General features: G+C 73.5%; 21 protein-coding genes. 7 read left to right on the forward strand and 14 right to left on the reverse strand.

Going from position 1 to position 24,478, the window contains the following annotated elements:
* Window positions 1-131: 131 nt before the first annotated feature.
* A complete protein-coding gene (locus ACIP4O_RS16990; RefSeq protein WP_401575239.1) occupies window positions 132-1,394 on the reverse strand; it encodes a xylosidase in 1,263 nt (420 codons plus the stop codon).
* A gap of 313 nt (window positions 1,395-1,707) precedes the next feature.
* Here ACIP4O_RS16990 and ACIP4O_RS16995 point away from each other — a divergent pair, with 313 nt between their 5' ends.
* The gene (locus ACIP4O_RS16995) at window positions 1,708-2,325 is read left to right on the forward strand and encodes a GNAT family N-acetyltransferase (RefSeq protein ID WP_401575241.1); all 618 of its coding nucleotides are present in this window, start codon (window positions 1,708-1,710) and stop codon (window positions 2,323-2,325) included.
* Window positions 2,326-2,390: 65 nt separating this feature from the next.
* On the opposite strand, the gene ACIP4O_RS17000 is transcribed toward ACIP4O_RS16995, so the two are convergent.
* From ACIP4O_RS17000 to ACIP4O_RS17010, 3 genes are all read right to left on the reverse strand, one after another.
* A complete protein-coding gene (locus tag ACIP4O_RS17000; protein ID WP_401575242.1) occupies window positions 2,391-2,717 on the reverse strand; it encodes a DUF742 domain-containing protein in 327 nt (108 codons plus the stop codon).
* A complete protein-coding gene (locus ACIP4O_RS17005) occupies window positions 2,714-3,982 on the reverse strand; it encodes an ATP-binding protein (RefSeq protein ID WP_401575243.1) in 1,269 nt (422 codons plus the stop codon). The genes ACIP4O_RS17000 and ACIP4O_RS17005 overlap by 4 nt, the downstream gene beginning before the upstream one ends.
* Before the next feature lie 479 nt (window positions 3,983-4,461).
* Window positions 4,462-5,256: an SDR family NAD(P)-dependent oxidoreductase gene (locus tag ACIP4O_RS17010; protein WP_401575245.1), complete on the reverse strand. Its 795-nt coding sequence runs from the start codon at window positions 5,254-5,256 to the stop codon at window positions 4,462-4,464.
* Window positions 5,257-5,430: 174 nt separating this feature from the next.
* On the opposite strand from ACIP4O_RS17010, the gene ACIP4O_RS17015 reads away from it, so the two are divergent.
* From ACIP4O_RS17015 to mnhG, 6 genes are read left to right on the forward strand one after another with little or no spacing between them, the layout of a single operon-like run.
* Window positions 5,431-8,394 carry a Na+/H+ antiporter subunit A gene (locus tag ACIP4O_RS17015; protein WP_401575502.1) on the forward strand — a complete coding sequence of 988 codons (2,964 nt, stop codon included), beginning with the start codon at window positions 5,431-5,433 and terminating at the stop codon, window positions 8,392-8,394.
* Window positions 8,391-9,224, forward strand: a complete 834-nt coding sequence (locus ACIP4O_RS17020; RefSeq protein ID WP_401575246.1) for a Na(+)/H(+) antiporter subunit C — start codon at window positions 8,391-8,393, stop codon at window positions 9,222-9,224. Before ACIP4O_RS17015 ends, ACIP4O_RS17020 begins: the two co-directional genes overlap by 4 nt.
* Window positions 9,221-10,837 (forward strand): Na+/H+ antiporter subunit D, encoded by a 1,617-nt coding sequence (locus tag ACIP4O_RS17025; RefSeq protein ID WP_401575247.1) that lies wholly within the window; start codon window positions 9,221-9,223, stop codon window positions 10,835-10,837. The genes ACIP4O_RS17020 and ACIP4O_RS17025 overlap by 4 nt, the downstream gene beginning before the upstream one ends.
* Entirely contained in the window at window positions 10,834-11,433 is a 600-nt protein-coding gene (locus tag ACIP4O_RS17030; protein WP_361324363.1) for a Na+/H+ antiporter subunit E, read from the forward strand. The genes ACIP4O_RS17025 and ACIP4O_RS17030 overlap by 4 nt, the downstream gene beginning before the upstream one ends.
* Window positions 11,430-11,744 (forward strand): monovalent cation/H+ antiporter complex subunit F, encoded by a 315-nt coding sequence (locus ACIP4O_RS17035; protein WP_361324366.1) that lies wholly within the window; start codon window positions 11,430-11,432, stop codon window positions 11,742-11,744. Before ACIP4O_RS17030 ends, ACIP4O_RS17035 begins: the two co-directional genes overlap by 4 nt.
* Complete coding sequence (gene mnhG, locus ACIP4O_RS17040; RefSeq protein ID WP_401575248.1) at window positions 11,741-12,139, forward strand: monovalent cation/H(+) antiporter subunit G; 399 nt, start codon at window positions 11,741-11,743, stop codon at window positions 12,137-12,139. Before ACIP4O_RS17035 ends, mnhG begins: the two co-directional genes overlap by 4 nt.
* A 66-nt stretch (window positions 12,140-12,205) precedes the next feature.
* On the opposite strand, the gene ACIP4O_RS17045 is transcribed toward mnhG, so the two are convergent.
* From ACIP4O_RS17045 to ACIP4O_RS17090, 10 genes are all read right to left on the reverse strand, one after another.
* On the reverse strand, window positions 12,206-13,711 hold the full coding sequence (locus tag ACIP4O_RS17045) for an alkaline phosphatase family protein (RefSeq protein ID WP_401575249.1): 1,506 nt from the start codon (window positions 13,709-13,711) through the stop codon (window positions 12,206-12,208).
* Window positions 13,712-13,812: 101 nt separating this feature from the next.
* The gene (locus ACIP4O_RS17050; RefSeq protein ID WP_401575250.1) at window positions 13,813-14,871 is read right to left on the reverse strand and encodes a 2-aminoethylphosphonate ABC transporter substrate-binding protein; all 1,059 of its coding nucleotides are present in this window, start codon (window positions 14,869-14,871) and stop codon (window positions 13,813-13,815) included.
* Window positions 14,872-14,963: 92 nt separating this feature from the next.
* The gene (locus ACIP4O_RS17055) at window positions 14,964-15,761 is read right to left on the reverse strand and encodes an ABC transporter permease (RefSeq protein ID WP_401575251.1); all 798 of its coding nucleotides are present in this window, start codon (window positions 15,759-15,761) and stop codon (window positions 14,964-14,966) included.
* Entirely contained in the window at window positions 15,748-16,629 is an 882-nt protein-coding gene (locus ACIP4O_RS17060) for a 2-aminoethylphosphonate ABC transporter permease subunit (protein ID WP_401575252.1), read from the reverse strand. Before ACIP4O_RS17060 ends, ACIP4O_RS17055 begins: the two co-directional genes overlap by 14 nt.
* Window positions 16,626-17,729, reverse strand: coding sequence for an ABC transporter ATP-binding protein (locus ACIP4O_RS17065; RefSeq protein WP_401575253.1), 1,104 nt, complete (start codon window positions 17,727-17,729; stop codon window positions 16,626-16,628). The genes ACIP4O_RS17060 and ACIP4O_RS17065 overlap by 4 nt, the downstream gene beginning before the upstream one ends.
* Entirely contained in the window at window positions 17,726-18,439 is a 714-nt protein-coding gene (locus ACIP4O_RS17070; RefSeq protein ID WP_401575254.1) for a phosphonatase-like hydrolase, read from the reverse strand. Before ACIP4O_RS17070 ends, ACIP4O_RS17065 begins: the two co-directional genes overlap by 4 nt.
* A gap of 4 nt (window positions 18,440-18,443) precedes the next feature.
* Complete coding sequence (locus ACIP4O_RS17075) at window positions 18,444-19,568, reverse strand: TIGR03364 family FAD-dependent oxidoreductase (protein WP_401575255.1); 1,125 nt, start codon at window positions 19,566-19,568, stop codon at window positions 18,444-18,446.
* 144 nt (window positions 19,569-19,712) lie between these two features.
* On the reverse strand, window positions 19,713-20,480 hold the full coding sequence (locus ACIP4O_RS17080; protein WP_401575256.1) for a GntR family transcriptional regulator: 768 nt from the start codon (window positions 20,478-20,480) through the stop codon (window positions 19,713-19,715).
* Between the two features lie 58 nt (window positions 20,481-20,538).
* The gene (locus tag ACIP4O_RS17085) at window positions 20,539-22,041 is read right to left on the reverse strand and encodes an MFS transporter (protein WP_401575257.1); all 1,503 of its coding nucleotides are present in this window, start codon (window positions 22,039-22,041) and stop codon (window positions 20,539-20,541) included.
* A 28-nt stretch (window positions 22,042-22,069) separates the two neighbouring features.
* A complete protein-coding gene (locus ACIP4O_RS17090) occupies window positions 22,070-24,463 on the reverse strand; it encodes a phosphoketolase (RefSeq protein WP_401575258.1) in 2,394 nt (797 codons plus the stop codon).
* Between the last annotated feature and the right edge of the window lie 15 nt (window positions 24,464-24,478).

Consider the following 24,478-nt stretch of genomic DNA (forward strand, 5'->3'; position numbering starts at 1 on the left):
GGGTGCGGAACGGTGGCCACCGTCTGACCGGAGGATGGTCCAGACCAATCGCGTTGTCAAGACCTCTGGCGCGGGGGTGGTGCTCCGGGCCCGTACCGCCTGGAGCACCACCCCCGCGCGCGAAGCCCCCGTTACGCCACGGGCCGCGTGGGCCTCGTCTCGGTCAGCGGGATCTCGCCCCGCAGGAGCCGGCCGCCGTCGCCCGTGAGGCGGAGGTAGTAGTCCGATGAGCAGGCCGTGCCGTCCTCGTCGAGCGCCTTGATCCCGGACCCGGCGGGCACGTCGGCGGCCGTCGCCGCGGTCTTCGCGATCTGGTTGGCCTCGTTGTACTCGTCGAACATCGAGATGTAGATGCCCTGGACCCCGACACGCTTCATGTTGTAGAACTGCCGCCACATGAAGTCACCGTGGGCCCGCTGTCCGTCCTGGAGATCGCCGGGCAGCACGCAGGGCTGGTAGTCGATGCCGTGCGCGTCGCACTCCGCCTGGTCGGGGGTGTTGACGTTGGCGTAGAAGTTGTCGGCGTCGGCGACCGAGCCGATCCGGCCGACCATCCATGGCGAGATCATGTCGAAGGCGTGGTACACCTCCGAGAATCCGGGCCGGGAGTCCTCGCTCTCCGTGCGCCAGTGCGTCGGCACCCCGCCGATCACGTAACAGCCCTGGCCCTTCAGCCAGTTCACGACGTCGAGACACTCCTCGGCGCCGAAGGGGCGGGCGTCGTCGCTGAAGCCGAAGCCCCACACGCACACCACAGGCTTGCCGTTCTGGTGAGCGTACGCGGAGGAGGAGGTGTGTGCGCTCATCTTCTCGGTCCAGTCCTGCTTGACCTGCTCGCGCATGCCGTCCCAGTTCGTCACGTCGTACATGACGTAGAACTTGCGGCCGTTGGCCTCGGCGGCCTGCCGCACCTTCTGGGCCATGCCGTCGCGCGTGGGGCCCTCGGAGCCGAAGGGGTTGAAGCGCTGGAGCGCGGCGGTGTCGATGCCGTACTCGCGCATCCACCGGAAGTGCGTGTCCACGGTCTGCTGGTCCCAGGAGGAGAACAGCGCGGCCTTGCCGCCGCCGTTGAGGTCCGGCATCGCGGTCGGATACGTGCGGGTGTACTCGGAGACGTCCGGCCAGGACTTCGCGCTGTTCGCGCCCGGGGCCGGGGCCTTGCTCATGTCGGGGCTCCAGTGCCACCACCCGTTGATGGGGGCCCCGTCGCCGGGCGCGGCGAACCAGCCCTGGTAGCCGACGGTGACCTTGCCGACGACGTCACCGGCGGGCGAGGCGGCGGGCCCTGCCTTCGGCGCGGGGGCCGCGCCTGCCTGGCTCGCGGCGATGCCCGTCCCGGTTGCCGCGACGACGGCCGCACCGGTCAGGAGGAAGGAACGGCGGGAGATGCTCATGCGGGTGTGCCTCTCGGTCTGCCTCATCGGCGCGGCAGGACACCACGAGGCGCCGCCGCGCACGGAACGTCACGCCTGCTGGGGTGGGGGGAGTGACGACGGCGGCAGTCCGTCTCTCCGTCAGCAGGCGCCGCACGCAAGCTAATCGACCTCAGGGTGTCTCGACAAGGCTCCGGGGCGGCGGGGCCGGGGCGGAGGTGCGCGGCGGGGGCCGGATGGGAGCGCTCTCCCGCACCCCTGTCGTCACGCCGCACCGTGTCGTAGGTTCGCGCGGGGGCGGGCGGCAGGCGCGCCGCCCGGAGAGGAACGACGCATGTCCCCGCACGTACGGCCCTACCGACCCGCCGACCACGAGGCGCTCGCCGAGATCTGCGTGCGCACCGCGCACCTCGGCGGCGACGCCCGCCCGCACTACCGCGACCCGTCCGTCCTCCCTGTGCTCTTCGCGCACCCGTACGCGGCCTTCGAGCCGGAGCTGTGCTTCGTCCTCGACGACGGCGGGCGCGCGGTGGGCTACGTCCTCGGCACGGCCGACACGGACCGCTTCGTCGACCGCTTCCGCACGGAGTGGCTGCCGCGTCACGCCGAGCGCTACCCGCTCCCCGCCGGACCGGCGGCCGACAACGACGAGGTGATGGCGGGCCTGCTCCACGACCCCGAGCGGATGCGCGTCCCCGCGCTCAAGGACTATCCCGCGCACCTCCACATCGACCTCCTCCCCGCCTTCCAGCGCCGGGGCTTCGGACGACGCCTGATGAGCGCCCACCTCGCAGCCCTCTCCGCCCACGGCGCCCCCCGCGTCCACCTCGGCATGGTCACCGCCAACACCCCGGCCCACGCCTTCTACGCCCGCCTGGGCTTCCACGAGATCCCGGTCCCGGACGCGGGCGAGCTGACGTACTTGGGGAAGGGGACGGGGGAGGAGGTGTAGGGGGCGAGCCCCCGTCCCGCGCGGGGGCGGGCGGTCCCGCCGGAGCCGGGAAACCGCCCGCGTGCTCACGTCATCCGCCGCAACCCCGCCAGCACGTCCCGCAGCAGCCGCACCTCAGGGGGCACGCTCTCGCTCACCGTCAGGAGGCCCTGAACCACGAGGTCCGAGGCGAGGACGCGGGTGAGGCCGACCGGGATGCCGAGCTTGGCCGCCGCCTCGGCGAGGGCCGTGGGGCGGGCGCACAGGTCCAGGAGGGTGTGCTCCTCCGGGTTGAGGTGGAGGGGGCGCGCGGAGTGGCGCGTCGTCAGGAGACCTTCGAGCGCGATGCCGTACGCCGCCCGCGCGCGGCCGCGGGTGATGACGTACGGGCGCAGTGCCGCCGGGGCGCTCATGCCGTGCCCGTCGGGTGCGGGACGAGGTCGGCGGTGCGTTCCGCCTGGTCGAGTACGGCCCGGGGAACGGCGTCGAAGGGCTCGTCGGCCGGCTCGCCGTCCGTGAGCGCGGCGGCCGGGACGAGGACGACGGCGCGCAGGCCGCCGTACGGGGACGGGCCCAGGTCGACCTGGAAACCGTGCCGCCGCGCGTACTGCCCGACGACCGCGAGGCCTGTCTGCGGGACCTCGCCGACCTCGCGCAGGCCGAGTGGCCTGCGGCCCGAGGCGATCTCGCGCGCGGTGTTCAGCCGGTCCGTCGCGAGACCGAGACCACCGTCGTGCACCTCGACGACCGCGCCCTTCTGCACGGCCCGCACGGTGACGGGGACCGTCGTGCGCGGCGGCGAGTACTCCGTGGCGTTGGCGAGGAGTTCGGCGACGAGGTGGATGAGGGGCTCGGCGAGCGCGGCCCGTACGGCGGGTGCCGGATCACCCGTCACTTCGACCCTGCGGTACGCGACGATGCGGCCCGAGGCGGCGCGCGCGACGTCCACGAGGCTCAGGGGCTGCCGCCACTCCTGCCCGGGCCACTCCCCGCACAGCACCTTCAGGCTCTGCGCGTGCCGTGCCTGCTGCGTCGCCGCGTGGTCGGCGAGCATCGTCGTCTCCAGCAACTCGGCGTCCTCCGGGTACCGGTCCGAGAGGCCCGTGACCGCCGACTGGATGCGGTGCGCCGAACTCTGCACCCGCCCCGCCAGCTCCACCAGGACGAGCCGGCGCGTCTCCTCCAGGTACTCGCACTCCTCGGCCACCTCGCACAGCACCCGCTCGAAGAGATCCGCGACGGCCTGCGTCAGTTCGGCGCTCTGCGGACGCGGTGGCGGCACCGTCCGGCCCCGTACCGCCGCCGGCAGCCGCTCCTTGACGAAGTGCTCCAGCTCCAGGCGCATCAGCTCCGACTGCTCGGTCAGGTACGACTGCCAGTCCGCGTCCCGGCGCTCGGACTGCGCCGCGCGCCGGGCCAGCTCCAGGGCGAGCGACTCGCCGTCGGCGACCGCCGTGCGGTGCTGGCGGCGCAGCGCCTCGAGGCCGCACAGCGCGAGCACCATCAGCGTGCCGAGCAGGACGGCGGTCGCGAGCCGCTGCGCGGCGAGGAGCGAGACCGCGCCGCCGTAGCCGCACAACAGCGTGAGCAGCGTCGCCGGCCACAGCACGCCGGTCGCGCGACCGGGCGACGCGGGCGCCGGGACGGGGCCGGGAGGAGAGACGGGGGGACGAGGCATCGAGCACCTTCGGGGGACGTACGGAAGAGGTGGGGACGGGGGCGCCGAGGGGGACCGGGGCGCCGGGCGGTCGCGGGGACGTACGGCCGGACGGGCCGTCAACGGAACGGAGCCCACGGCCCTTTCGCGGGCCGGAGCCCGCACCGACCGGGTGAGCATATCGCCCGAACAGCGGTATCCCGGGTAATCCGGGCGCCCGCCGGGCGCGGCGCACGGAAAAGCTCTGGTGCCTCATGGAGCTAGCCGTGCTCAGCCGATGCCCCGGTTACGCAAAGTGGCCCCCGCATTCCGCCGATCGGATGACACGCGCCCCGCCGCACCCCCACCCGGATGGGGCCGCTCCCCCCGAAAGTGCCATGCCCCGCCGCCCCCGCGCCCGGCGTGGCGCCTGGAATCGGGCCCGCCCGATCGGGTACGGGGCGCGCCGCCGTCCGCTACCGAGCGCACGCGCCCGTACCCCGGGGAAGAGCCCTCGCCCTCTACGGCAGGATCGCGTCCACGTACCCGCCGTCCACCCGGAGCGCGCCGCCCGTCGTCGCCGAGGCGAGCGGGGAGCTGAGGTAGACCACCATGTGGGCGATCTCCTCCGGCTCGATGAGGCGCTGGAGCAGCGACTGCGGCCGGTGCTCGCGCATGAAGGCGCGCTGGGCCTCGTCCCAGGGCAGAGAACGGTCGACGAGTTCGTAGACGAAGTCCTCGACGCCGCCCGTGTGCGTCGGTCCCGCGATCACCGAGTTGACCGTGACGCCGCTGCCCGCCGCCTCCTTCGCGAAGCCCCGCGTCACCGCGAGCAGCGCGGTCTTCGTCATGCCGTAGTGGATCATCTCGGCCGGGATCACGACGGCCGAGTCGCTCGCCAGGTTCTGCACCCGGCCCCAGCCGCGCTCGATCATGCCCGGCAGGTAGGCGCGGATGAGGCGCACCGCGCTGAGCACGTTGACCTCGAAGTAGCGCCGCCACTCGGCGTCGTCGATCTCCAGCGCGGGACGTGCGCCGAAGATGCCGAGGTTGTTCACGAGGATGTCGGTGCGCGGCAGCCGGTCGAGTACCTCGGTGAGGCCCTCGTCGCTCGCGAGATCACCGGGCGCCGCCAGGATCTCCGCGTCGGGGAAGCGTTCACGCAGCGAGGCCGCCGCCGCTTCCGTACGGGACGCGTCGCGGCCGTTGACCGCGACGCGCGCGCCCGCCTCGGCGAGTCCGGCGGCGATCGCCGCGCCGATGCCCTGGGTCGATCCGGAGACGAGCGCGGTCCTGCCGTCGAGGGTGACATGCATTGGGGGGCTCCCATCGTGGAGGGGGAGGGGGTGTCGTGAGGTGCGTCTGCCCGTTTCCGCATCCTCGATCGCCGAAGGGGCTTCTTTCGCGCGGCGTGCCGGACGGACCCCGAAGGTGTGCCCGATATATCACTGTCGGGTGTTCTGTCCCCCGCCGCGCGCCCGCCCCGCCGCATGACCGCGCTGCTCCTCGCCCACTTCGCGCTCGCCGCGTGCGCCCCCGCCCTCGTGCGGTGGCTCGGGCGGCGGGCCTTCGCCGTGCTCGCGCTGCCCCCGGCCGCCGCCGCGTGCTGGGGCTTCGCCTCGTGGGCGGACGTCTCGCACGGGCGCGAGAGCGTCACGGTGCGGCGGTGGCTGCCCGCGTACGGGGTGGACTACGCGCTGCGGCTCGACGCGCTCGGCGAGCTGATGGTGCTCCTCGCGGGCGGCGTCGGGGCCCTCGTCCTGCTGTACTGCGTCTGGTACTTCGAGGACACGAGCCCTCAGCTCGGCCGATTCGGCGGCGCCTTGCTCGCCTTCGCCGGCGCGATGCTCGGCCTCGTCCTCGCGGACGACCTGATCCTGCTCTACATCTTCTGGGAACTGACCACCGTCTTCTCCTTCCTGCTCATCGGCCACGGCAGTACCGTCAAGCAGAACCGGCGCTCCGCGCTCCAGGCGCTCACCGTCACGACCTGCGGCGGGCTCGCGATGCTCGTCGGCTTCGTCATCCTCGGCACCGTCACGCACACGTACCGGATCTCGGAGCTGGTCGCGCACCCCCCGCCCGCCTCCGGCACCGTGGCGACAGCCCTCGTCCTGATCCTGTGCGGCGCGCTGTCGAAATCCGCGATCTGGCCCTTCAGCCTGTGGCTGCCCAACGCGATGGCCGCGCCCACCCCGGTCAGCGCCTACCTGCACGCCGCCGCGATGGTCAAGGGCGGCGTCTACCTCATCGCCCGGCTCGCGCCCGGCTTCGCGCACATCGAGCCCTGGCGACCCCTCCTCCTCGTCCTCGGCACCGCGACGATGCTCCTCGGCGGCTGGCGTGCCCTGCGCCTGCACGACCTGAAACTCGTCCTCGCCTACGGCACGGTCAGCCAGCTCGGGTTCCTCACCGTCCTCGCCGGGGCCGGTGCGTACGACACCGGGCTCGCCGCCGGTGTGATGATCCTCGCGCACGCTCTCTTCAAGGCCCCGCTGTTCCTCGTCACGGGCGTCGTCGACCACGCGACGGGGACGCGCGACCTGCGCTCCCTGTCCGGGCTCGGCCGCCGCCTGCCCGTCCTCGCCGCGATCGCCGTCGTCGCGGGCCTCTCCATGGCCGCGGTGCCACCGCTGCTCGGCTTCGCCGCCAAGGAGGCCGCCTTCCAGGCGCTCCTCAACGGCGACGCCGCCGACCACTGGGCCCTCGCCGGGTGCGTCCTCGGCTCGGCCCTCACGACGGGCTACACCCTGCGCTACCTGTGGGGCGCCTTCGCACGCAAGCCCGGCGCGCCCGACACCGCGCCGCACGCCGTCGCGCCCGGCTTCCTCCTCGCCCCCGCGGTCCTCGCCGCCTCCTGCCTCTTCCTCGGCCCCGCCGTCCAGGGCACGGAGGACCTCTTCGCCACGTACGCCGCCGCCTTCCGGCGGCCCGCGCACCCCTACCACCTCGCGCTGTGGCACGGCGTCGGCACCGCGCTCGCGCTCTCCGCCGCCGCGTGGGCGGCCGGCATCGGGCTCTTCCTCCTCCGCGACCGCGTCGAGCTGCTCGGGCGCGCCCTCGCCTGGCGCTCCGCCGACCTCGTCTTCGGGCGCCTCCTCCTCGCCCTCGAACGCCTCGCGCTCCAGTGCACGGGCTTCGTGCAGCGCGGCTCGCTCTCCGCGTACCTCGCGACCGTCTTCGCCGTCGTCCTCGCCGGGCAGATCGCCGTCCTCGCCGTGGACGAGCCGTGGACCGACGCGCCGGCGCCCCGGCTGTGGGACACCCCGGCGCAGGCCGGCGTCGCCGTCCTGACGTGCGTCGTGGCGCTGCTGTGCCTCGGTGCGCGGCGGCGCATGAAGGCCGTCGTGCTCGTCGGGCTCAGCGGGTACGGGACGGGGCTGCTCTTCGTCGTGCAGGGCGCCCCGGACCTGGCGCTCACCCAGTTCTGCGTCGAGACCGTCTCGATGGTCGTGTTCGTCCTCGTCCTGCGCCGTATGCCCGTCCACTTCGAGGAGAACTACACGCGCTGGCGCCGCGTCCTGCGCGCCCCCGTGGCCCTCCTCGGCGCGGCGGCCATCGGCTGCGTCGTGTGGATCATGGCCGGGGCGCGCTCCGCCTCGCCCGCCGGGAGCGCGATGGTCGAGGAGACCGCGCACCACGGCCTCAAGGACGTCGTCGCGACGATCCTCGTCGACCTGCGCGCCTGGGACACGATGGGCGAGTCCGCCGTCCTCGCCGCCGCCGCCATCGGCGTCACGAGCCTCATCTACCTGCACCGCCGCACCGAGAGCGACGAACCGCTCCCCGCCAGGCCCCCGGGGGAACGCCCGTCCCCCGTCCACACGACGGGTGCGAGCCCCGGCGAGCGGCGTCCCTCGGGCGCGACCCGCTGGACCGCGTGGACCCTCCCGAACCGGGATCTCGCCGGGCTCCCCGAGGGCGACGAGACAGCTCCCGAGCGCACGTGGCTCGCGGCCGGCAAGACCCTCGCGCCCGAACACCGCTCCGTCATCTTCGAAGTCGTCGCCCGGCTCGTGTACCACCCGATCCTCGTGCTCTCCGTCTACCTGCTCTTCTGCGCCGAGAACATGCCGGGTGGCGGCTTCGTCGCGGGACTCGTCGCCGGGGTCGCCTTCATCACCCGCTACCTCGCCGGTGGCCGCTTCGAACTCGCGGCCGCCGCGCCCTTCGGACCCGGGCTCCTCACCGGGCTCGGCCTGTTCGTCTCCACCGGCGTCGCGCTCGGAGGACTCGCCGAAGGGACCGTGCTCCACGGCTGGACCTGGCACGGCGACTGGGCCGTCTTCGGCAAGGTCCATCTCTCCACCGCCGTCCTCTTCGACTGCGGCGTCTACCTCCTCGTCCTCGGTGTCGTCCTCGACCTCGTCCGCGCCCTCGGCGCGAAGATCGACCGGCAGATCGAGCGCCTCGCCGCCCTGCGCGCCGCCCAGCAGGAGAGGGGTGCCCGGTGACCCTGAGCCTCGCTGTGCTCGTCTCCGCCGTCGTGCTCTGCGCCGTCGGCGGCGCCCTCGTCCTCACCCGCTCCCTGACCCGCATCCTGCTCGGCACCGTGGTGCTCGGCAACGGAGCCAACCTCCTCGTCCTCGCCTCCACGGGCTCGGCCGCCGAACCCCCGCTCCTGTACCCGCGGATCATCCGCAACCGCGTCACCGACCCGCTCCCGCAGGCCGTCGCCCTCACCGCCATCGTCATCGCCCTCGCCACCACCGCCTTCCTCCTCGCCCTCGCCTACCGCACCCACCAGGTCACGGGCTCGGACGAACTGCGCGACGACACCGAGGACCGGCTCGTCGCCCTGCGCGCCGAAGTCCTCGACGAGCGCAGCGCCCTGCGCGCCCGCTACCGCGAGATCCGCGCCGCCCGCGGCCACTCCCCGCGCGCCCGCGCCCGCTACCGCGCCGAACGCAAGGAACTCCGCGCCCGCCTGCGTGCCGACCGCGCCTACCAGGCCCGCGCCCGCGACGCCTCGGGCGACCTGTGGAACGACATCCTCGGCGCGGACCCGGAGGAGTACGCGGAGACGGGGGACGGGGACGGGGACGGCACGGGGCAGGGCGAGGGCGGCGGCGGTACGGGGCCTGACGGCGGCGGTCCGGGGCGCCCCGACCAGGAGGGCCGCCCCCACCCCCGTACCGCCGAAGAACCCCGCCCCGCCGAGGCCCCGTCGGCCCCCGAGAACCCCTCCGCCCCCGAGAACCCCTCCGCCCCCGAGGACCCCTCCGCCCCCGAGGACCCCGGTCCCGCCAACGACCCAGGACAGGAAGGCGAAGAGCCCCGGTGAACTCCCTCGTCCCGCTCCCCGTCGTCCTCCCGCTCCTCGTCACCGGGCTCAAGCTCGCCATCGGGGCCCGCCTGCACCGCTTCCAGCGGCTCATCAGCGTCGCCGTGCTCACCGCGGTGCTCGTGCTCTCGGTCATCCTCATGGTCGAGGCCGACCGCACCGGGCCGCTCGTCGTGCACCTCGGCGACTTCGCCCCGCCGCTCGGCGTCACGCTCGTCGCCGACCGGCTCGCCGGGCTCATGCTCACCGTCTCCTCGGCCGTGACCCTCCTCGTCCTGCTCTACTCGCTCGGGCAGGGCATGGCCGACCGCGACGACGAGAGCCCGCTCGGCGTCTTCCACCCCGCCTACCTCGTCCTCGTCGCCGGGGTCTCCTGCACCTTCCTCGCCGGGGACCTCGTCAACCTCTACGTCGGCTTCGAGATCATGCTCGTCGCGAGCTACGTCCTGCTCACGATCGGCGGCACCGAGCCCCGCGTGCGCGCGGGCGCCACGTACGTGATCATCTCGCTCTTCTCCTCGATGCTCTTCCTCGTCGCGATCGCCATGACGTACGCGGCCTGCGGCACCGTCAACTTCGGTCAGCTCGCCGTCCGCCTCCAGGACATCCCGCTCGGCGCGCGCACCCTGCTGGAGGCGATGCTCCTGACGGTCTTCTCGATCAAGGCCGCCGTCTTCCCGCTCGCCGCCTGGCTGCCCGACTCCTACCCGACGACGCCCGCGCCCGTGACCGCCGTCTTCGCCGGGCTGCTCACCAAGGTCGGCGTGTACTCGATGCTGCGCACCCAGACGCTGCTCTTCCCCGGGCACCGCCTCGGCGATCTCCTGCTGCTCGCCGCGCTCGCCTCGATGGTCGTCGGCATCCTCGGCGCCGTCGCGCAGACCGACCTGAAACGCGTCCTGTCCTTCACGCTCATCAGCCACATCGGCTACATGGTCTTCGGGATCGGCCTCGCGACCCGCTCGGGGCTCGGCGGCGCGATCGTCTACGTCGCGCACCACATCACCGTGCAGACGACCCTCTTCCTCGTCGCGGGACTCATCGAGCGGCGCGGCGGTACCACCGAGCTGACCCGGCTCGGCGGTCTCGCCCGCGGCGCCCCGCTGCTCGCCGTGCTCTTCTTCGTCCCGGCGATGAACCTCGCGGGCGTCCCCCCGCTCTCCGGCTTCATCGGCAAGCTCGAACTCCTGCGCGCGGGCGCCCAGTCCGGTGGCGGCTGGGCCTGGACGCTCGTCGCCGGGTCCGTCGCCACGAGCCTGCTCACGCTCTACGTCATGGCGAAGGTGTGGAACCTCGCGTTCTGGCGCGCGGCCCCGCCCGGACAGCTCGCCGAGGGCGCGGTCCTGGAGGAGAGCGAGAACGACGACGAGGGCGACGACGAGACGACCCGTCCCGAACCGGCCGGGCGCGCGGCCCCCGCGACGCTCTCGGGGCGCGCCGTCACCAAGACCACGAGCAGACTGCCGCCCACGATGACGCTCGCCACGGCCGCCGCCGTCACGCTCGGCCTCGCGTACACGGTCCTCGGCGGTCCGCTCACCTCCTTCACCGACCGCTCCGCCGGTGAACTCCTCGCCCGTACCCCCTACATCGAGGCGGTGCTGCACCGTTGAGCATCCTCTTCCGGGGCAACAGACGCTCCCCGTACAGCTGGACCCTGGGCGGTGGCACGAGCAGGCGCGTCCTCGACCTGCCGCTCATCGCCTGGCTCACCGTCATCTGGGTGCTGCTCTGGGGCACGCTCTCCTGGGCCAACCTCGTCAACGGCGTCGTCGTCGCAGTCGCCGTGTGCCTCCTCTTCCCGCTGCCCGCCGTCGACCTCGGGCTGCGGCTGCGCCCGCTCGGCATCGTCCACCTCGTGCTCTACCTGCTGTGGGACATGGCCGTCTCCAGCGTCCGGGTCACCCGCATGATCCTCACCCCGGGCCCATACCCCGCCGCCGTCGTCGCCGTGCCGCTGCGCTGCCGCAGCGACCTCATGCTCACCGCGACGGCCCTCGCCGTCTCCGCGGTGCCCGGGGGCTCCGTCATCGAGGTCAGGCAGGCGACGGCGACGCTCTTCGTCCACGTGCTCGACGCCGACGACCCCCAGCAGATCGAACGCGCCCGCCGCTCCGTGTGGCACACCGAACGGCTCACCGCGCGCGCCTTCGGCACGGCCGAGGACGTCCGCCTCGTCGCCGCCCCGCCCCCCGAGGAGGAAACGTGAGCGTGCTCGACACCCTGGAGAAGGACCTGATCCTCGCGGCGGGGGCCATGGTCCCGCTCGCGGGCGCGCTGCTTCTCGTACGGATCTGGCGCGGCCCCTCGATGCTCGACCGGGCCGTCGCGCTCGACGTCGTCGCGGCGCTCATCACCGCGGGCATCGGCGTCAAGGCCGCTTGGGACCGCGACCCCTTCTACATTCCGGTGATGCTCGTCCTCGCCTTCCTCGGCTTCACGGGCTCGGTCGGCATCGCCCGCTTCATCGCCGTACGCGACCGCCCGCGCCCCGCGCCCCCCAAGGGAGACCACCGATGAGCGCCTGGACCCGCGCCGCCGATCTCGCCGGGGCCCTGCTCCTCCTCCTCGGCTGCCTCCAGTGCCTCCTGGGCGTCCTCGGGATGCTCCTGCTGCCCGACGTTCTCGCGCGCAGCCACTCCGCGACCAAGCCCCAGACCCTGGGCCTGCTCCTGATCGTCGCGGGCGTGGCGCTGCGGCTGCGCAACGGCATCGACAACGGCACCCTCGCACTCGTCGTCTTCTTCCAGTTCCTCACCGCCCCCGTCGCCTCCCACCTCGTCGCCCGCTCCGCCTACCGCACCCGCCAGCTGGTCGCCCACGACCTCATCCGCGACGACCTCGACCCGCAGCTGAGCCCGGAGGACGAGGACGGCGGCGGGGCTCCGGAGGCGGGGGACGCGCCGAGGCCGTAGACCTCCCCCCGGGGCGGCCCGGAACGGGCGGGAGAGCGTGGCCCTCCCGCCCGCACCGACGGGACCTCAGCCTGGTACCAGGGTCACGTCGTCCACCGTCCAGTACCAGTTGTTGCCCGCCGTGTACCGGAACCGGAACCGCGCCGTGCGCGCTCCCGCCGGGACCTGGAGCGGGATCGTCTCGGTGCGCGAGGGGACGTCCGCGGTGTACGTCCGCAGGGAGAGGGGCGCGGCGCCGTCGTACGACACCAGCACCTCGCCGCGCTGGGGCGACTCCTGCCGGTAGTACGTGGTGTAGCGCAGGACGCCGCCCGCCGACACCGGCCAGGCGGGGCTGACGAGCGTCGAGTCGAAGCCGCCCGTGAACGCGCGGTCGGCCCACTCGTCGCCGTCCGCGACCGCGAAGACGTTCCGCGCGCGGACGTTGTTCTCGCGGCCCTGGCCGCGTTCGGCGGCGCTCCAGAACTCGTCCGTCGTGAAGCTCCAGCCGCGCCACTCGGTGACACCGCCGCTCATGCCGGTGTTCTCGACGCTCCAGCCGCTCGGCGCGGTGTGCGTGAAGCCGAGCGTCCCGGCCGGGACGCCCGTCTCGTCGACGCGGCCGCCGAGCGCGGGCCGCAGCGTGTCGAAGGGGTCGGTGGACGCCTGCGCGAGCGGGCGCCCGTCGAGCCCCCACGCCGGGTCGATCGGCACGCCCAGGTGTGCGAGCGCGGTCGCCGCGGCGTCCGGCATCCGCACGTCGTGGCGCACACCCCCGGCGGGCAGGCCGCCGCCCGAGGCGACGAGGAAGGTCTGCCGCTCGGGCAGGGTGTTGCCGCCGTGCCCGCCCGCGTCGGTGTGCCCGTGATCGGTCGTCACGAGAACGAGCCAGTCCTCCCGCGCGTACGCGGACCGGTCGCGCACGGCGTCGAGGAGTTGCCCGAGCTGGGTGTCGACGGTCGCGAGTGCCTGGAGGTACTGGCCGCTCGCCGCGCCGTAGGAGTGCCCGGCGTGGTCGACGTTGTCGAGGTGGACGAAGACGGCGTCGTGGTCCTGGTCGCGCAGGGCCGCGACAGCGCGCGCCGTCGTGCCGGTGTCGTACTCGACGGACGGGGTGGAGACGCGGGTGTCGACCTCCGGCGAGAAGACGGTCGTCGTGAGCGGGTTCCACGAGGCGACCGCGTACGTCGACAGCCCGGGCCGGTACCGCTCGGCGCGGGTGAGGAAGTCGGGGTACAGGTCGAAGCGGCGGCCGGTGAAGTCGTTGTCGCGGACCTTGTGTTTGTCGGGCCACACGCCGGTGAGAATCGTCGACCAGCCGGGACCGGAGAGGGTGGGCGCGAGGGGTTCGCTGTACAGCAGGCTCGTGGCTGTGACGCCGGAGGCGCGCAGGGCGTCGAGGTGCGGGGTGCCGGCCGCGGCGGTACGCGAGAGCAGGGCGCCGTCGATGCCGACGAGCAGCACCTTCGGGACGCGGTCGGCGGCGCGGGCGGGGGAGAGGGGGAGGGCGGCGCCGAGGAGCGCGGCGCCGACGCCGCCGAGCAGGGCGCGGCGCGAGGGGGCGAGGGGACCGGTCGTGCTGTCAGCGGGCATCACAGGGCCTCGTTTTCCGTGGGAGGTGGAGGGGGTTGTGAGTGGCGGCCGCCCGCGGGGGCCGGAGACGGTGTCCGGCCCCCGCGGGCTTCGGCCGCCGGTCAGTTGCCGGTCGCGGTCTTCCAGGCGTCGACGTACGTGTCGAGGTGCTCGCTCAGGTCGTCCCAGTCCGGGGTGAAGACCTCGACGCCGTTCATGATCTTCGCGAGGTCCGTGGCGCGGGCGTCGCTCGCCTTGACGTCCGCGCGCGCCGCGAAGCCGCCGCCGACCGAGCTGACCTCGCGCTGCGCGGTGGGGGAGAGGAGGTAGTCGAGGAGCTTGCGGCCGTTCGCGGAGTGGGGGGCCTTGGTGACGAGCCCGGCCGCGTAGGGCAGCGCGAAGGTCGTCGGCCTGCCGGAGTCCCCGGCGGGGAACCAGATGCCGAGGTTCGGCATGCTCGTGGACTGCGCGTAGTTCATCTGCACGTCGCCGTTGCCGACGAGAAGTTCGCCCTTGTCGACCTTGGGCGCGAGCTTGCCCGTCGACGCGGACGGGCCGACGTTGTTGGCCTGGAGCTTCTTCAGGTACGCCATCGCCTCGTCCTTGCCGCCGAGGTCGTGCATCGCCTTGACGAGCACGGCGGTGCCGTCGCCCGCGACGCCCGGCGTCGAGTACTGCAGGCGGTTCTCGAACTTCCCGTCGAGCAGGTCGTCCCACGTCTTGGGCGGGCGCTTCAGCTCCTTCTTGTTGTAGATGAAACCGAAGTAGTTGTTGACGACGGTCGTCCACGTGCCGTCCGCCGACTTCGTCTCCGCGGGGACGGCGTCCGCGCCCTCGGGCGCGTACTTCTGGAGCAGGCCCTTGCCGTCGGCCTGCTGGATGAAGGGCGGGAGCGTGACAAGGACATCGGCCTGCGCGTGGGACTTCTCGCGCACGGCGCGCTGCACCATCTCGCCCGAACCCCCTTCCACGTACCTGACCTTGATGCCGGTCTTCTTCTCGAAGTCCCTGAAGACCTTGTCGTACCAGCCGTCGCCGTTCTCGCCCTTCAGCCCGTCCGCGCTGTACACGGTGACGGTCTTGTCGTCGGCGGCGGCCGAGCCGCCGCACGCCGAGAGCGTGGCGGCGAGGACGGCGCAGGAGGCGAGGGCGGCGAGCGGGGTGAGAGGGCGTGTGCGCATGACGTACGTACTCCGGGGGGAGGGAACTGCGGGGCGGGGAGGGGTTTTCCAGCGGTACGCGGAGGCGGTTTCCTCAGCGGTACGAGGTTGTTTCAGCGGTACGAGGCCCGCGTGCGGACCCGGGAGAGCCCGAGCAGTACGAGGAGCGTCGTCACCAGGAGCACCACCGCCGTCGCCGCGCCCGTGAAGAGCGAACCGCGGTCGGTGGCCGAGAAGACGAGAACGGGCAGCGGGACCCAGTCCGGCGGGTAGAGCATCATCGTGGCGCTCAGCTCCCCCATCGACAGCGCGAAGCAGAGTCCGGCCGCGGCGCCGAGCGCGGGCAGCAGCAGCGGGAGGCGTACGCGCCACAGCACCGTGAACGGGCGGGCGCCGAGCCCCGCCGCGGCCTGCGCGAACGCCGGGTCCAGCCGCCGGGTGGCCGCGCTCACCGACTGGTAGGCGAACGCCGTGACCAGCACCGTGTGCGCGAGGATCACGATCCACCGCGTCCCGTTGAGCAGGACCGGTGGCCGGCTGAACGCCACCAGGAGGCACAGCCCGACGACGACCGAGGGCACCGCGACGGGGAGCACGAACAGGGCGTCCACGACACGTCGCCCGCGCGGCCCGAGTCCCTCGGCGGCGAGCGCCGCCCACGTACCGACGACCAGCGCGAGCAGGCTCGCCACGACCGCCGTCACGAGGCTCGTCGTCAGCGCGTCGAGCGCGTCCCCGCGCGTCGCCGTGGCGTAGTGCGCGAGCGTCGGCGCGGAGGGCAGCGCCCCCGACCAGCGGCCCGCGAACGAGGCCGCGACGATGACCGCGAGGGGCAGCGCGAAGAGCGGCAGGAAGAGGACGAGGAACAGCGCCCACACGGCGTATCTGCCCGCCCGGCTACGCACCAGCACGACGGCTCACCACCCGGTACAGGCCGTACAGGCCCACGGAGACGACGATGTTGACGACGGCGACCGCGCATGCCGCCGGGTAGTCGGATTCGAGGATCGCCTTGCCGTAGATCAGCGTCGGCAGGGTCGTGACGCCCTTCGCGCCCGTGAACAGGACGATGCCGAACTCGTTGAGGCACAGCACGAGGACGAGGCTCCCGCCCGCCGCGAGCGCGGGCAGCGCCTCCGGCAGGATGACGCGCCGCACGATGCGCGCGGGCCGCGCGCCCAGCGACGCGGCGACCTCCACCTGCGCGGTGTCGAGTTGCGCGAGGGCCGCGAGGACCGGACGCATCACGAACGGCGTGAAGTAGATGATCTCCGCGAGCAGGACGCCCCACGGTGTGGTGAGGAACGCGAAGGGCCCGTGCGCGGCGCCCGTCACGTCCGTCCACAGCCCGTTCGCCATCCCCACCGTCCCGTACACGAAGAGCAGCGCGAGGGTGATGAGGAACGAGGGGAAGGACAGGAACACCTCGACGCACCGCGCGACGAGCCGCGCCCCGGGAAAGGGCACGAACGCGAGGACGAGCGCCAGGAAGAAGCCGAGCGCGAGACACCCTGCCGTCGTCCCCGCCGCCAGGTACACCGTCGTGACCAGTGCCTCGCGGAACGCGCCCGAGGCGAACACGCCGGAGTACGCGGCGAACGACGTCCCGCCCTCCTCCGGCGTCACCGACTGCCGCACGAGCAGGACGAGCGGGTAGAGGAAGGCGAAAGCGAGCGCGGCGAGGGGCGGCAGGAGCCACACCCAGCGCGGTACGGGGCGCACGCGCGCGGGGAGGGCCGCGCTCTTGTCGACCGGCGATCCGATCGCGGTGCCGCTCATGAGGCACCCCCGCGCGCGAGGAGCACCGCGTCGTCCGGCGCGAAGCCGACCGTCACGTCCTCGCCGACGCCGGCGGGCTCCGCGCTCCCGGGCACGTCCACGAGCAGGAGGTGCTCCCCGACGCGGACGTGCAGACGGTGCGCGTCACCCCGCCACTGCCGCTCGGCGACGGTGCCGCGCAGGGCGTTCGGGCCGCGCGCCGCCCCCGGGCCGCCCTCCGCGCCGAGGCGCAGTTGGTGCGGGCGTACGAGCAGGGTGGCCGCGCCCGCGACCGTCCCGCCCGCCGCCGCGCCCGCGACGCGTATCGGCTGCCCGGCGAAGACCGCGGTGCCGTCGCCGTCCGCCACCTCGACCGGGAGGAGGTTGGCCTCGCCGACGAAGGAGGCCGTGAACGCGGTGCGCGGCCTGGAGTACAGCGCGCGCGGGGTACCGCACTCCTGGAGCCTGGCCCGGTCGAGGACCGCGACGCGGTCCGCCAGGGTCAGCGCCTCGATCTGGTCGTGCGTCACGTACAGGATCGACATACGGGGGAACTCGCGGTGCAGTCGGGCGAGTTCGGCGAGCATTCCGCTGCGCAGGCGGGCGTCGAGCGCCGAGAGCGGTTCGTCGAGCAGGAGCACTCCGGGGCGGATGGCGAGCGCGCGGGCGAGCGCGACGCGCTGTTGCTGCCCGCCGGACAGCTCGCGCGGGTACCGGTCGGCGAAGTCCCCCATGCCCACCAGTTCCAGCGCCTCGGCGACCCGTTCGGCCGCCTCCGCGCGCGGGACGCGCCGGGCCCGGAGCCCGAAGGCCACGTTGTCGCGCACGCGCAGGTGCGGGAAGAGCGCGTACTGCTGCACGACCATGCCGAGCCCGCGCCGGTGCGGCGGCAGGTCCGTCACCTCGCGCCCCGCCAGGTGCACCCGCCCCTCCGAGGGCCGGACGAAACCGGCGACCGCGCGCAGCGCCGTCGTCTTGCCGGAACCGGAGGGGCCGAGCAGCGCCATGACCTCGCCGGGCTCGACGTTCAGGTCGAAGTCGTCGAGCACGGTGGTGCCGCCGTAGCGGACGCTGACGTGCTCGAAGCGGATGCCGCCCGCGGGCGCCTGGGCGGCGCTCACGCGGCGGCCTCCCGTTCCTCCACCGCGCGCAGCAGCGCGGGCAGTTCGGCGACCGAGCCGAGCACCGCCGTCGCCCCCGCCGCGCGCAGCGCCGGCTCCTCGTGCGCCCCGGTCCGTACGCCGGCGACGACGCCCGCCCCGGCCCGTACCCCCTGGCGCATGTCGTACGCGGTGTCCCCGGCCACGGCGACGCGTGCCACGGAGTCCACGGCGTGCGTGCGCAGCAGCGCGGCGAGCACCAGGTCCGGGTACGGGCGGCCCCTGCCGCCCGCGTCCGCCGGGCACAGCGTCAGGTCCGCGAGGGCCTGCCAGCCGAGTACGTCGAGCAGGAGGTCCTGCGTCGGCCGCGCGAAACCGGTGGTCAGCACCACCGTCCGGCCCTCCGCGCGCAGCCGCTCCACGCACTCGCGCGCCCCGGGCACCTCCGTGACGGAGCCACCGCCGACGAGCCGCGCGTACGCCTCCTCGAAGGCCGCGTTGGCCCGCCGGGCGCGCTCCTCCTCGCCGTACAGGTGCCGGAAGACGGAGATCTTCGACTCGCCCATCGTCGCCCGTACGTGCGCGAGCTGAGCGGAGTGCTCCGGCGAGCCGGGGCGGACGCCGAGCCGCTCGGCGGCGGCGGTGAAGGCGCTCTCGACGAGACCGCCGTCGCTCACCGTCGTGCCCGCCATGTCGAGAACGACCAGAGCGTGGAAGGGGGTTGTGGTCATGGGGTCACCATCCGATGAGGTCTGCGGTACGTTCCGCGATCGCGGGCGAGCACGTCATGCCCCGGCCGCCGGGCCCGGTCACGAGCCACACGCTGTCGGCGACCTCCTGCCGGTGCACGACCCGGGACGGGTCGGTGCACTGCGCGTACACCCCCGCCCAGCGGTGCCTGATCCGGGGCAGCGGGCGGCCGAGGTAGGACTCGACGACCGCTGTCAGGTGCTCGTACGGCTCCTCGACCGTGTCGAAGGGGAAGGGGTGCGCGTACGCGTGCGTGTCGCCGATCGTCAGGCCCCCGTCGCGCCGTTGCACCATGAGGAGTTGCATCGCGTGCTCCGCCGCGACAGGGGCCTGCGGCTGTCCCGCCGCGAGCGCGTCGAGCGCCTCGCCCGCGTACGCCGGGTAGTAGCGGAAGGAGTCGGGGTCGGCGACCGAGGTCGTCAGGGTCTCGCCCAGCGGATCGGTCTGCATCATCTGGAGGCGCACCCGGCGCACCGGCAGGTCCGGGCCCGCCAGTTCCCGTACGAGCCCGCCGAGCCACGCGCCCGTGGCGAGGATCACCGTGTCGCCCGCGTGCGTGTCCCCGTGGTCGTCGCGCACCACCCCCGGGCCCGTCACCTCGCGCACCTCGCGCCCGCCGAGGAACGTGTACCGGCCCGAGGCGAGCAACTCCGCCTTCAGGGCGAGCTGCGCCGTCCTCGGTTCGACGGCGGCGTCCCGCTCGCACCACAGCGCGGCGTCGAAATCGCCGCGCAGCGCAGGGTTGACCGCACGCGCCTCCTCGGCGGTGAGCAGCTTGAAGCCGCGTTCACCCGCGTCCGGCCGGGCGAGCGCCGCCTCGGCCACGCTCCGCTCCAAGGGGGTGCGCAGGGGGGTCAGCGAGCCGCAGGCCCGGAAGCCGAGCCCCGGCACCCGCGCCCCGATCTCCTCCCACAACTCCCGGGCGCGCAGGGCAGTTTCCAGCTCCGGGCCGCCGGCCCGTCCGCTCACCCATATCTGCCCGAAGTTGCGCAGCGAGGCGCCCCGCGCCTCCGCCTCACGCTCGATGTGCACGACCTCGTGGCCGCGCGCTACCGCGTGCCAGGCGTGCATGGCGCCCACGACGCCCGCTCCTACGACGATGACCTTCATGCCGGAGAGACTCACGGCGGCGGATGGCGCCCAGCGGTCCGGCCGACGACCGGCGGATGAACCGACCGCCAATCCTGGACCAGACCCGTTATCCTTTCGTGACTAAAGCGGTGGAGTCTGAGGTGGTTCCCCCCGGTACGGCCGCTACTCCGCCGCCTCGCCCAGCCGGGTCGTGAACGAGAACCGGTCCCCCCGGTACAGCGTCCGCACCCGCTCCAGGCGCCGCCCCTCGGCGTCCTTGGAGACGCGGTGCAGCAGCAGCATCGGCAGCGCGGGCGGTGTCCCGATCAGCAGCGCCTCGCGCGGCGAGGCGAGCACGGTCTCGATCCGCTCCTCGGCGGCACCGAACACGATGCCCAGCCGTTCCCGCAGATAGGCGTAGAACGACGAGTCGGGGTCGAAGTCCCGGTCGAGGCCGGGCACCCGCCCCACCGACACGTACGTGCTCTCCAGGCCGACCCGCTCGTCGTCCGCGAGGAGCACCCGCTCCAGGTGCCACACCGCCTCGCCCCGCGCGAGTCCCAGCTCCGCCGCGAGCGCGGGCGGGCACGGAAACCGGTCGAGCCCGATCAGGGACCGCCCGGGCCTGCGCCCCTGTCTGCGCACCCCCTCCGTGTAACTCGCCAGCGACAACGGCTGCTCCAGCTTCGGACCCGCCACCACCGTCCCACGGCCCTGCCGCCGCAGCCGCCCTTCGAGCAGCAGTTCACGCAGCGCCTGCCGCACCGTCTCGCGCGCCACCTCGTACCGCGCCGCGAGTTCGCGCTCGGTGGGCAGCGGCGTGCCGCCCTCCCACGTATCGAGCAGGGCGGAGATCCGCGCCTTCACCGCGTAGTACTTCGGCACCCGGCCGTGCTCGGGCACTCCGCCGCGCACCGGGGCGCCCGGGTCCTGCTCCTGGGGGTATTCCATGATCAGGATGCTCTCAGACGGCCCGGGGCTCCCGGGCCCCGTCCGCCGCCCCGGCCCCTCAGTCGCGCTTCCCGTCCCCCGGCTCCAGCGGGGGAGCGGTGAGGCCCGCGTGCGTACGGCAGCGCGGTTCGGCGGACTCCTGGTCGCGGGGTGGTTCGCCGGGGCGTCGTACGAAGCAGAGGGCGAGGGCCGCCGCGAGAACGAGCAGACCGGCCATTCCCCAGGCCGCGCGGTGGAACGCCGCGTTCACCTGCGGCGCGTGGCGGTACGCGTTGTCCGAGAGACCGACGGCGAGCGGCAGCGCCGCGACGACGAGAAGCTGCGCGATGCGCGCCGCCGTGTTGTTCACGCCGCTCGCGAGCCCGGCGCGCTCCGCGTCCACCGAGGCGAGCACCGTCGCCGTGAGCGGCGCCACGAAGACACTCATCCCGAGGCCCATCACCGCGACCGCCGGGAGCACGTCGGGGAAGTACGAGGCACCCGGCGCGATCCGCAGCATCAAAAGCGCCCCGCACGCCGCCACCAGCGGCCCCACCGTCAACGGCACCCGGGGCCCGATCCGCCGCGCCAGATCACCCGAGGGTGCCGAGAGGACCAGCATGAGCAGCGTGATCGGCAGGCTCGCGACGCCCGCTTCGAGCGCGTCGTAGCCCAGGCCGTTCTGCAACTGCACGGGCAGCAGGAACAGCACGCCGCCGATCGCCGCGTACAGGCACAGCGTCATGAGGTTCGTGACGCTGAACAGGCGCGAGGAGAAGAGACCGAGCGGCAGCATCGGCTCCCGCGCCCGCCGCTCCACCACGAGGAACGCCGCACCCGCCGCGAGCCCCACCGCGAGCGGGACAAGCAGTCGGCCGGGACTCGCGCCCTTCGCCGTGATGAGCGCGTAGCTGATCCCCGCGAGGAAGGCCGCGCCGAGCACCGCGCCCGCCCAGTCGAAACGGCCCGTCGCCGCCGGGTCGCGGCTCTCGGGCACGTGCCGCAGCGCGAGCGCGAGGACGACCGCGCCGAGCGGCAGGTTGATGAAGAAGATCCACCGCCAGCCCGGTCCGTCGATGAGCCACCCGCCGAGGAAGGGCCCCACCGCCCCCGCGACCCCGGTGAGCCCCGACCACGCGCCCACCGCCTTCGCCTGGTCCTCCTCGCGGAACGAGGCCCGCACGAGCGCGAGCGAACCCGGAGTGAGCAGTGCCCCGCCCACCCCCTGGAGCGCCCGCGCCGCGATGAGCAGCCCGCCGTCCCACGCGAAGCCGCACAGCGCCGAGGCGAGCGCGAACCACACCACCCCCGCGACCAGCGTGCGCCGCCTGCCGAGCCGGTCGCCGAGCGCCCCGCCGAGCAGCAGGAGCGCCGAGAGCGTCAGCATGTACGCGTTGACGACCCACTGGAGCGTCGCGAGCGACACGTCGAGGTCGCTCCCGATGCGCGGCAGGGCGACGTTGACGACCGTCCCGTCGAGCATCGACATCCCCGAGGCGAGCACCGCGCACGCGAGCACCCAGCGCCCGCGCGCCGAGGACAGCTCGATGCCGGGCGCCGGCCCGGCGGCGGCGGCGCTCACCACGCGCCCCCGCCGAGGGGCCAGGGGCTCAGCCCTCCCAGTGCCACTGCGCCACCTCCGGCAGGTCCTCGCCGTGCTCCCGCACCCACGCCCGGTGCCGCGTGCGGGTGTCGGCCATCTCCTGGCGCAGCGCCGCCTGCCGCTGCGCGAGCCCCGGTACCCGGTCGATGACGTCCATGACGAGCCGGTAGCGGTCCAGGTCGTTGAGGACGACCATGTCGAAGGGCGTCGTCGTGGTGCCGCGCTCCTTGTACCCGCGCACGTGCAGGTGCGGGTGCACGGCACGGCGGTAGGCGAGCCGGTGGATCAGCCACGGATAGCCGTGGTAGGCGAAGATGACCGGCTTGTCCTTCGTGAAGAGACCGTCGAAGTCGGCGTCCGGCATGCCGTGCGGGTGCTCGCTCGCCGGGAGCAACCGCGCGAGGTCCACGACGTTCACGACCCTGACCGCCAGCTCCGGGAGCCGTTGCCGCAGGATCTGCGCGGCCGCCAGGATCTCCAGCGTCGGGGTGTCCCCGGCACACGCGAGCACGACATCGGGCAGGCGCCCCTCCTCCGTACCCGCCCACTCCCAGATCCCCGCGCCCCGCGCGCAGTGCCCCCGCGCCTCGTCGAGGGTCAGCCAGTCGAACGAGGGCTGCTTGCCGGCCATCACGACGTTGACGTACTCGCGGCTCTGGAGGACGTGCTCCGCCGTGGAGAGGGCGGTGTTGGCGTCCGGCGGCAGGTAGACCCGTACGACCTCGGGACTCTTGTTGAGCACGTGGTCGATGAAGCCCGGGTCCTGGTGCGAGAAACCGTTGTGGTCCTGGCGCCACACGTGCGAGGAGAGCAGGTAGTTGAGGGACGGGACTGGGGCCCGCCAGGGCAGTTTCCGCGCGGTGCCCAGCCACTTGATGTGCTGATTGGCCATCGAGTCGATGATGTGCGCGAACGCCTCGTACGTCGAGAACATGCCGTGCCTGCCGGTCAGGGTGTACCCCTCCAGCCAGCCCTGGCACATGTGCTCCGAGAGCACCTCCATGACGCGCCCGTCGCGCGTCAGGTGCTCGTCGACCGGCAGGATCTCCTCCTGCCACGTCTTCGCCGTCACGTCGTACACGGCGCCCAGCCGGTTCGACGCCGTCTCGTCCGGCCCCATGAGGCGGAAGTCCCGCCGGTCCGCCGTCAGCTCCATGATCCGCGCGAGGTACTGGCCGAGCACCCGCGTCGGCTCGTGCGTGCTCGTACCCGGCCGTTCGACCGTGACGGCGAAGTCCTCCAGCGGGGGAGCGGGCAGGGAGACGGTGAGCCGGCCGCCGTTGGCGTGCGGACTGGAGCCGAGCCGCAGATCCCCGTCGGGGACGCACTCCAGTACCCGCGCGCGCGGCCTGCCCTGCTCGTCGAAGAGCTCCTCGGGCCGGTAGGAGCGCATCCACTCCTCCAGCTGCCGCAGGTGCTCGGGCTCGGTCCGCACCTCGGCGAGCGGGACCTGGTGCGCGCGCCACGTGCCCTCGACCGGCAGCCCGTCGACGATCTCCGGGCCCGTCCAGCCCTTCGGCGTGCGCAGGATGATCATCGGCCAGTGCGCGCGGTCCGTGGAGCGGCCCCTGCGCGCCTCGGCCTGGATCTCGTCGATCCGGCCCACCGCCTGCGCGAGCGCCCCCGCCATCTGCCGGTGCACGAGCGCGGGCTCGTCGCCCGCGACCTCGATCGGGCGGTACCCGTACCCGCGCAGGAGGTCGTGCAGCTCGGTCTCGGGCAGCCGCGCGAGGATCGTCGGATTGGCGATCTTGTAGCCGTTGAGGTGCAGGATCGGCAGCACCGCGCCGTCGTGCACCGGGTCGAGGAACTTGTTGGAGTGCCACGAGCCCGCGAGCGGCCCGGTCTCCGACTCGCCGTCACCGACGACGCACGGCACGAGCAGGTCCGGGTTGTCGAAGGCCGCCCCGTACGCGTGCAGCAGCGAGTACCCCAGCTCGCCGCCCTCGTGGATCGAGCCGGGCAACTCGGGCGAGACGTGGCTCGGCACCCCGCCGGGGAACGAGAACTGCTTGAACAGGCGCCTCATGCCCGGCTCGTCGCGGCTGATGTCCGGGTAGATGTCCGAGTACGAGCCCTCCAGCCAGCTGTTGGCGAGCACCCCGGGGCCGCCGTGACCGGGCCCCCAGATGCACACCGCCCGCTGCCGGCGCAGCCGGATCAGCCGGTTGACGTGCGTGTAGACGAGGTTCAGGCCGGGGACGGTGCCCCAGTGGCCGAGGAGACGGGGCTTGATGTGCTCCGGGCGCAGCGGCTCCCGCAGGAGCGGGTTGTCCATGAGGTAGACCTGCCCGACCGCCAGGTAGTTGGCGGCCCGCCAGTGCGCGAGCAGCGCGTCCAGCTCCGCGTCCGAAAGCTCGGGCGCCACCGGGGCCGGTGTCTCGTACGTGAATTCCTGCATCGCAAGCCTCTCAGC

It is taken from the genome of Streptomyces sp. NPDC088923, assembly GCF_044749745.1.
Taxonomy (GTDB): domain Bacteria; phylum Actinomycetota; class Actinomycetes; order Streptomycetales; family Streptomycetaceae; genus Streptomyces.

Excerpts from the sequence above, each read along its gene's own strand:
- ACIP4O_RS16990 (WP_401575239.1), bottom strand. The coding sequence starts at position 1,394 with ATGAGCATCTCCCGCCGTTCCTTCCTCCTGACCGGTGCGGCCGTCGTC.
- ACIP4O_RS16995 (WP_401575241.1), top strand. The coding sequence starts at position 1,708 with ATGTCCCCGCACGTACGGCCCTACCGACCCGCCGACCACGAGGCGCTC.
- ACIP4O_RS17000 (WP_401575242.1), bottom strand. The coding sequence starts at position 2,717 with ATGAGCGCCCCGGCGGCACTGCGCCCGTACGTCATCACCCGCGGCCGC.
- ACIP4O_RS17005 (WP_401575243.1), bottom strand. The coding sequence starts at position 3,982 with ATGCCTCGTCCCCCCGTCTCTCCTCCCGGCCCCGTCCCGGCGCCCGCG.
- ACIP4O_RS17010 (WP_401575245.1), bottom strand. The coding sequence starts at position 5,256 with ATGCATGTCACCCTCGACGGCAGGACCGCGCTCGTCTCCGGATCGACC.
- ACIP4O_RS17015 (WP_401575502.1), top strand. The coding sequence starts at position 5,431 with ATGACCGCGCTGCTCCTCGCCCACTTCGCGCTCGCCGCGTGCGCCCCC.
- mnhG (WP_401575248.1), top strand. The coding sequence starts at position 11,741 with ATGAGCGCCTGGACCCGCGCCGCCGATCTCGCCGGGGCCCTGCTCCTC.
- ACIP4O_RS17045 (WP_401575249.1), bottom strand. The coding sequence starts at position 13,711 with ATGCCCGCTGACAGCACGACCGGTCCCCTCGCCCCCTCGCGCCGCGCC.
- ACIP4O_RS17050 (WP_401575250.1), bottom strand. The coding sequence starts at position 14,871 with ATGCGCACACGCCCTCTCACCCCGCTCGCCGCCCTCGCCTCCTGCGCC.
- ACIP4O_RS17060 (WP_401575252.1), bottom strand. The coding sequence starts at position 16,629 with ATGAGCGGCACCGCGATCGGATCGCCGGTCGACAAGAGCGCGGCCCTC.
- ACIP4O_RS17070 (WP_401575254.1), bottom strand. The coding sequence starts at position 18,439 with ATGACCACAACCCCCTTCCACGCTCTGGTCGTTCTCGACATGGCGGGC.
- ACIP4O_RS17075 (WP_401575255.1), bottom strand. The coding sequence starts at position 19,568 with ATGAAGGTCATCGTCGTAGGAGCGGGCGTCGTGGGCGCCATGCACGCC.
- ACIP4O_RS17080 (WP_401575256.1), bottom strand. The coding sequence starts at position 20,480 with ATGGAATACCCCCAGGAGCAGGACCCGGGCGCCCCGGTGCGCGGCGGA.
- ACIP4O_RS17090 (WP_401575258.1), bottom strand. The coding sequence starts at position 24,463 with ATGCAGGAATTCACGTACGAGACACCGGCCCCGGTGGCGCCCGAGCTT.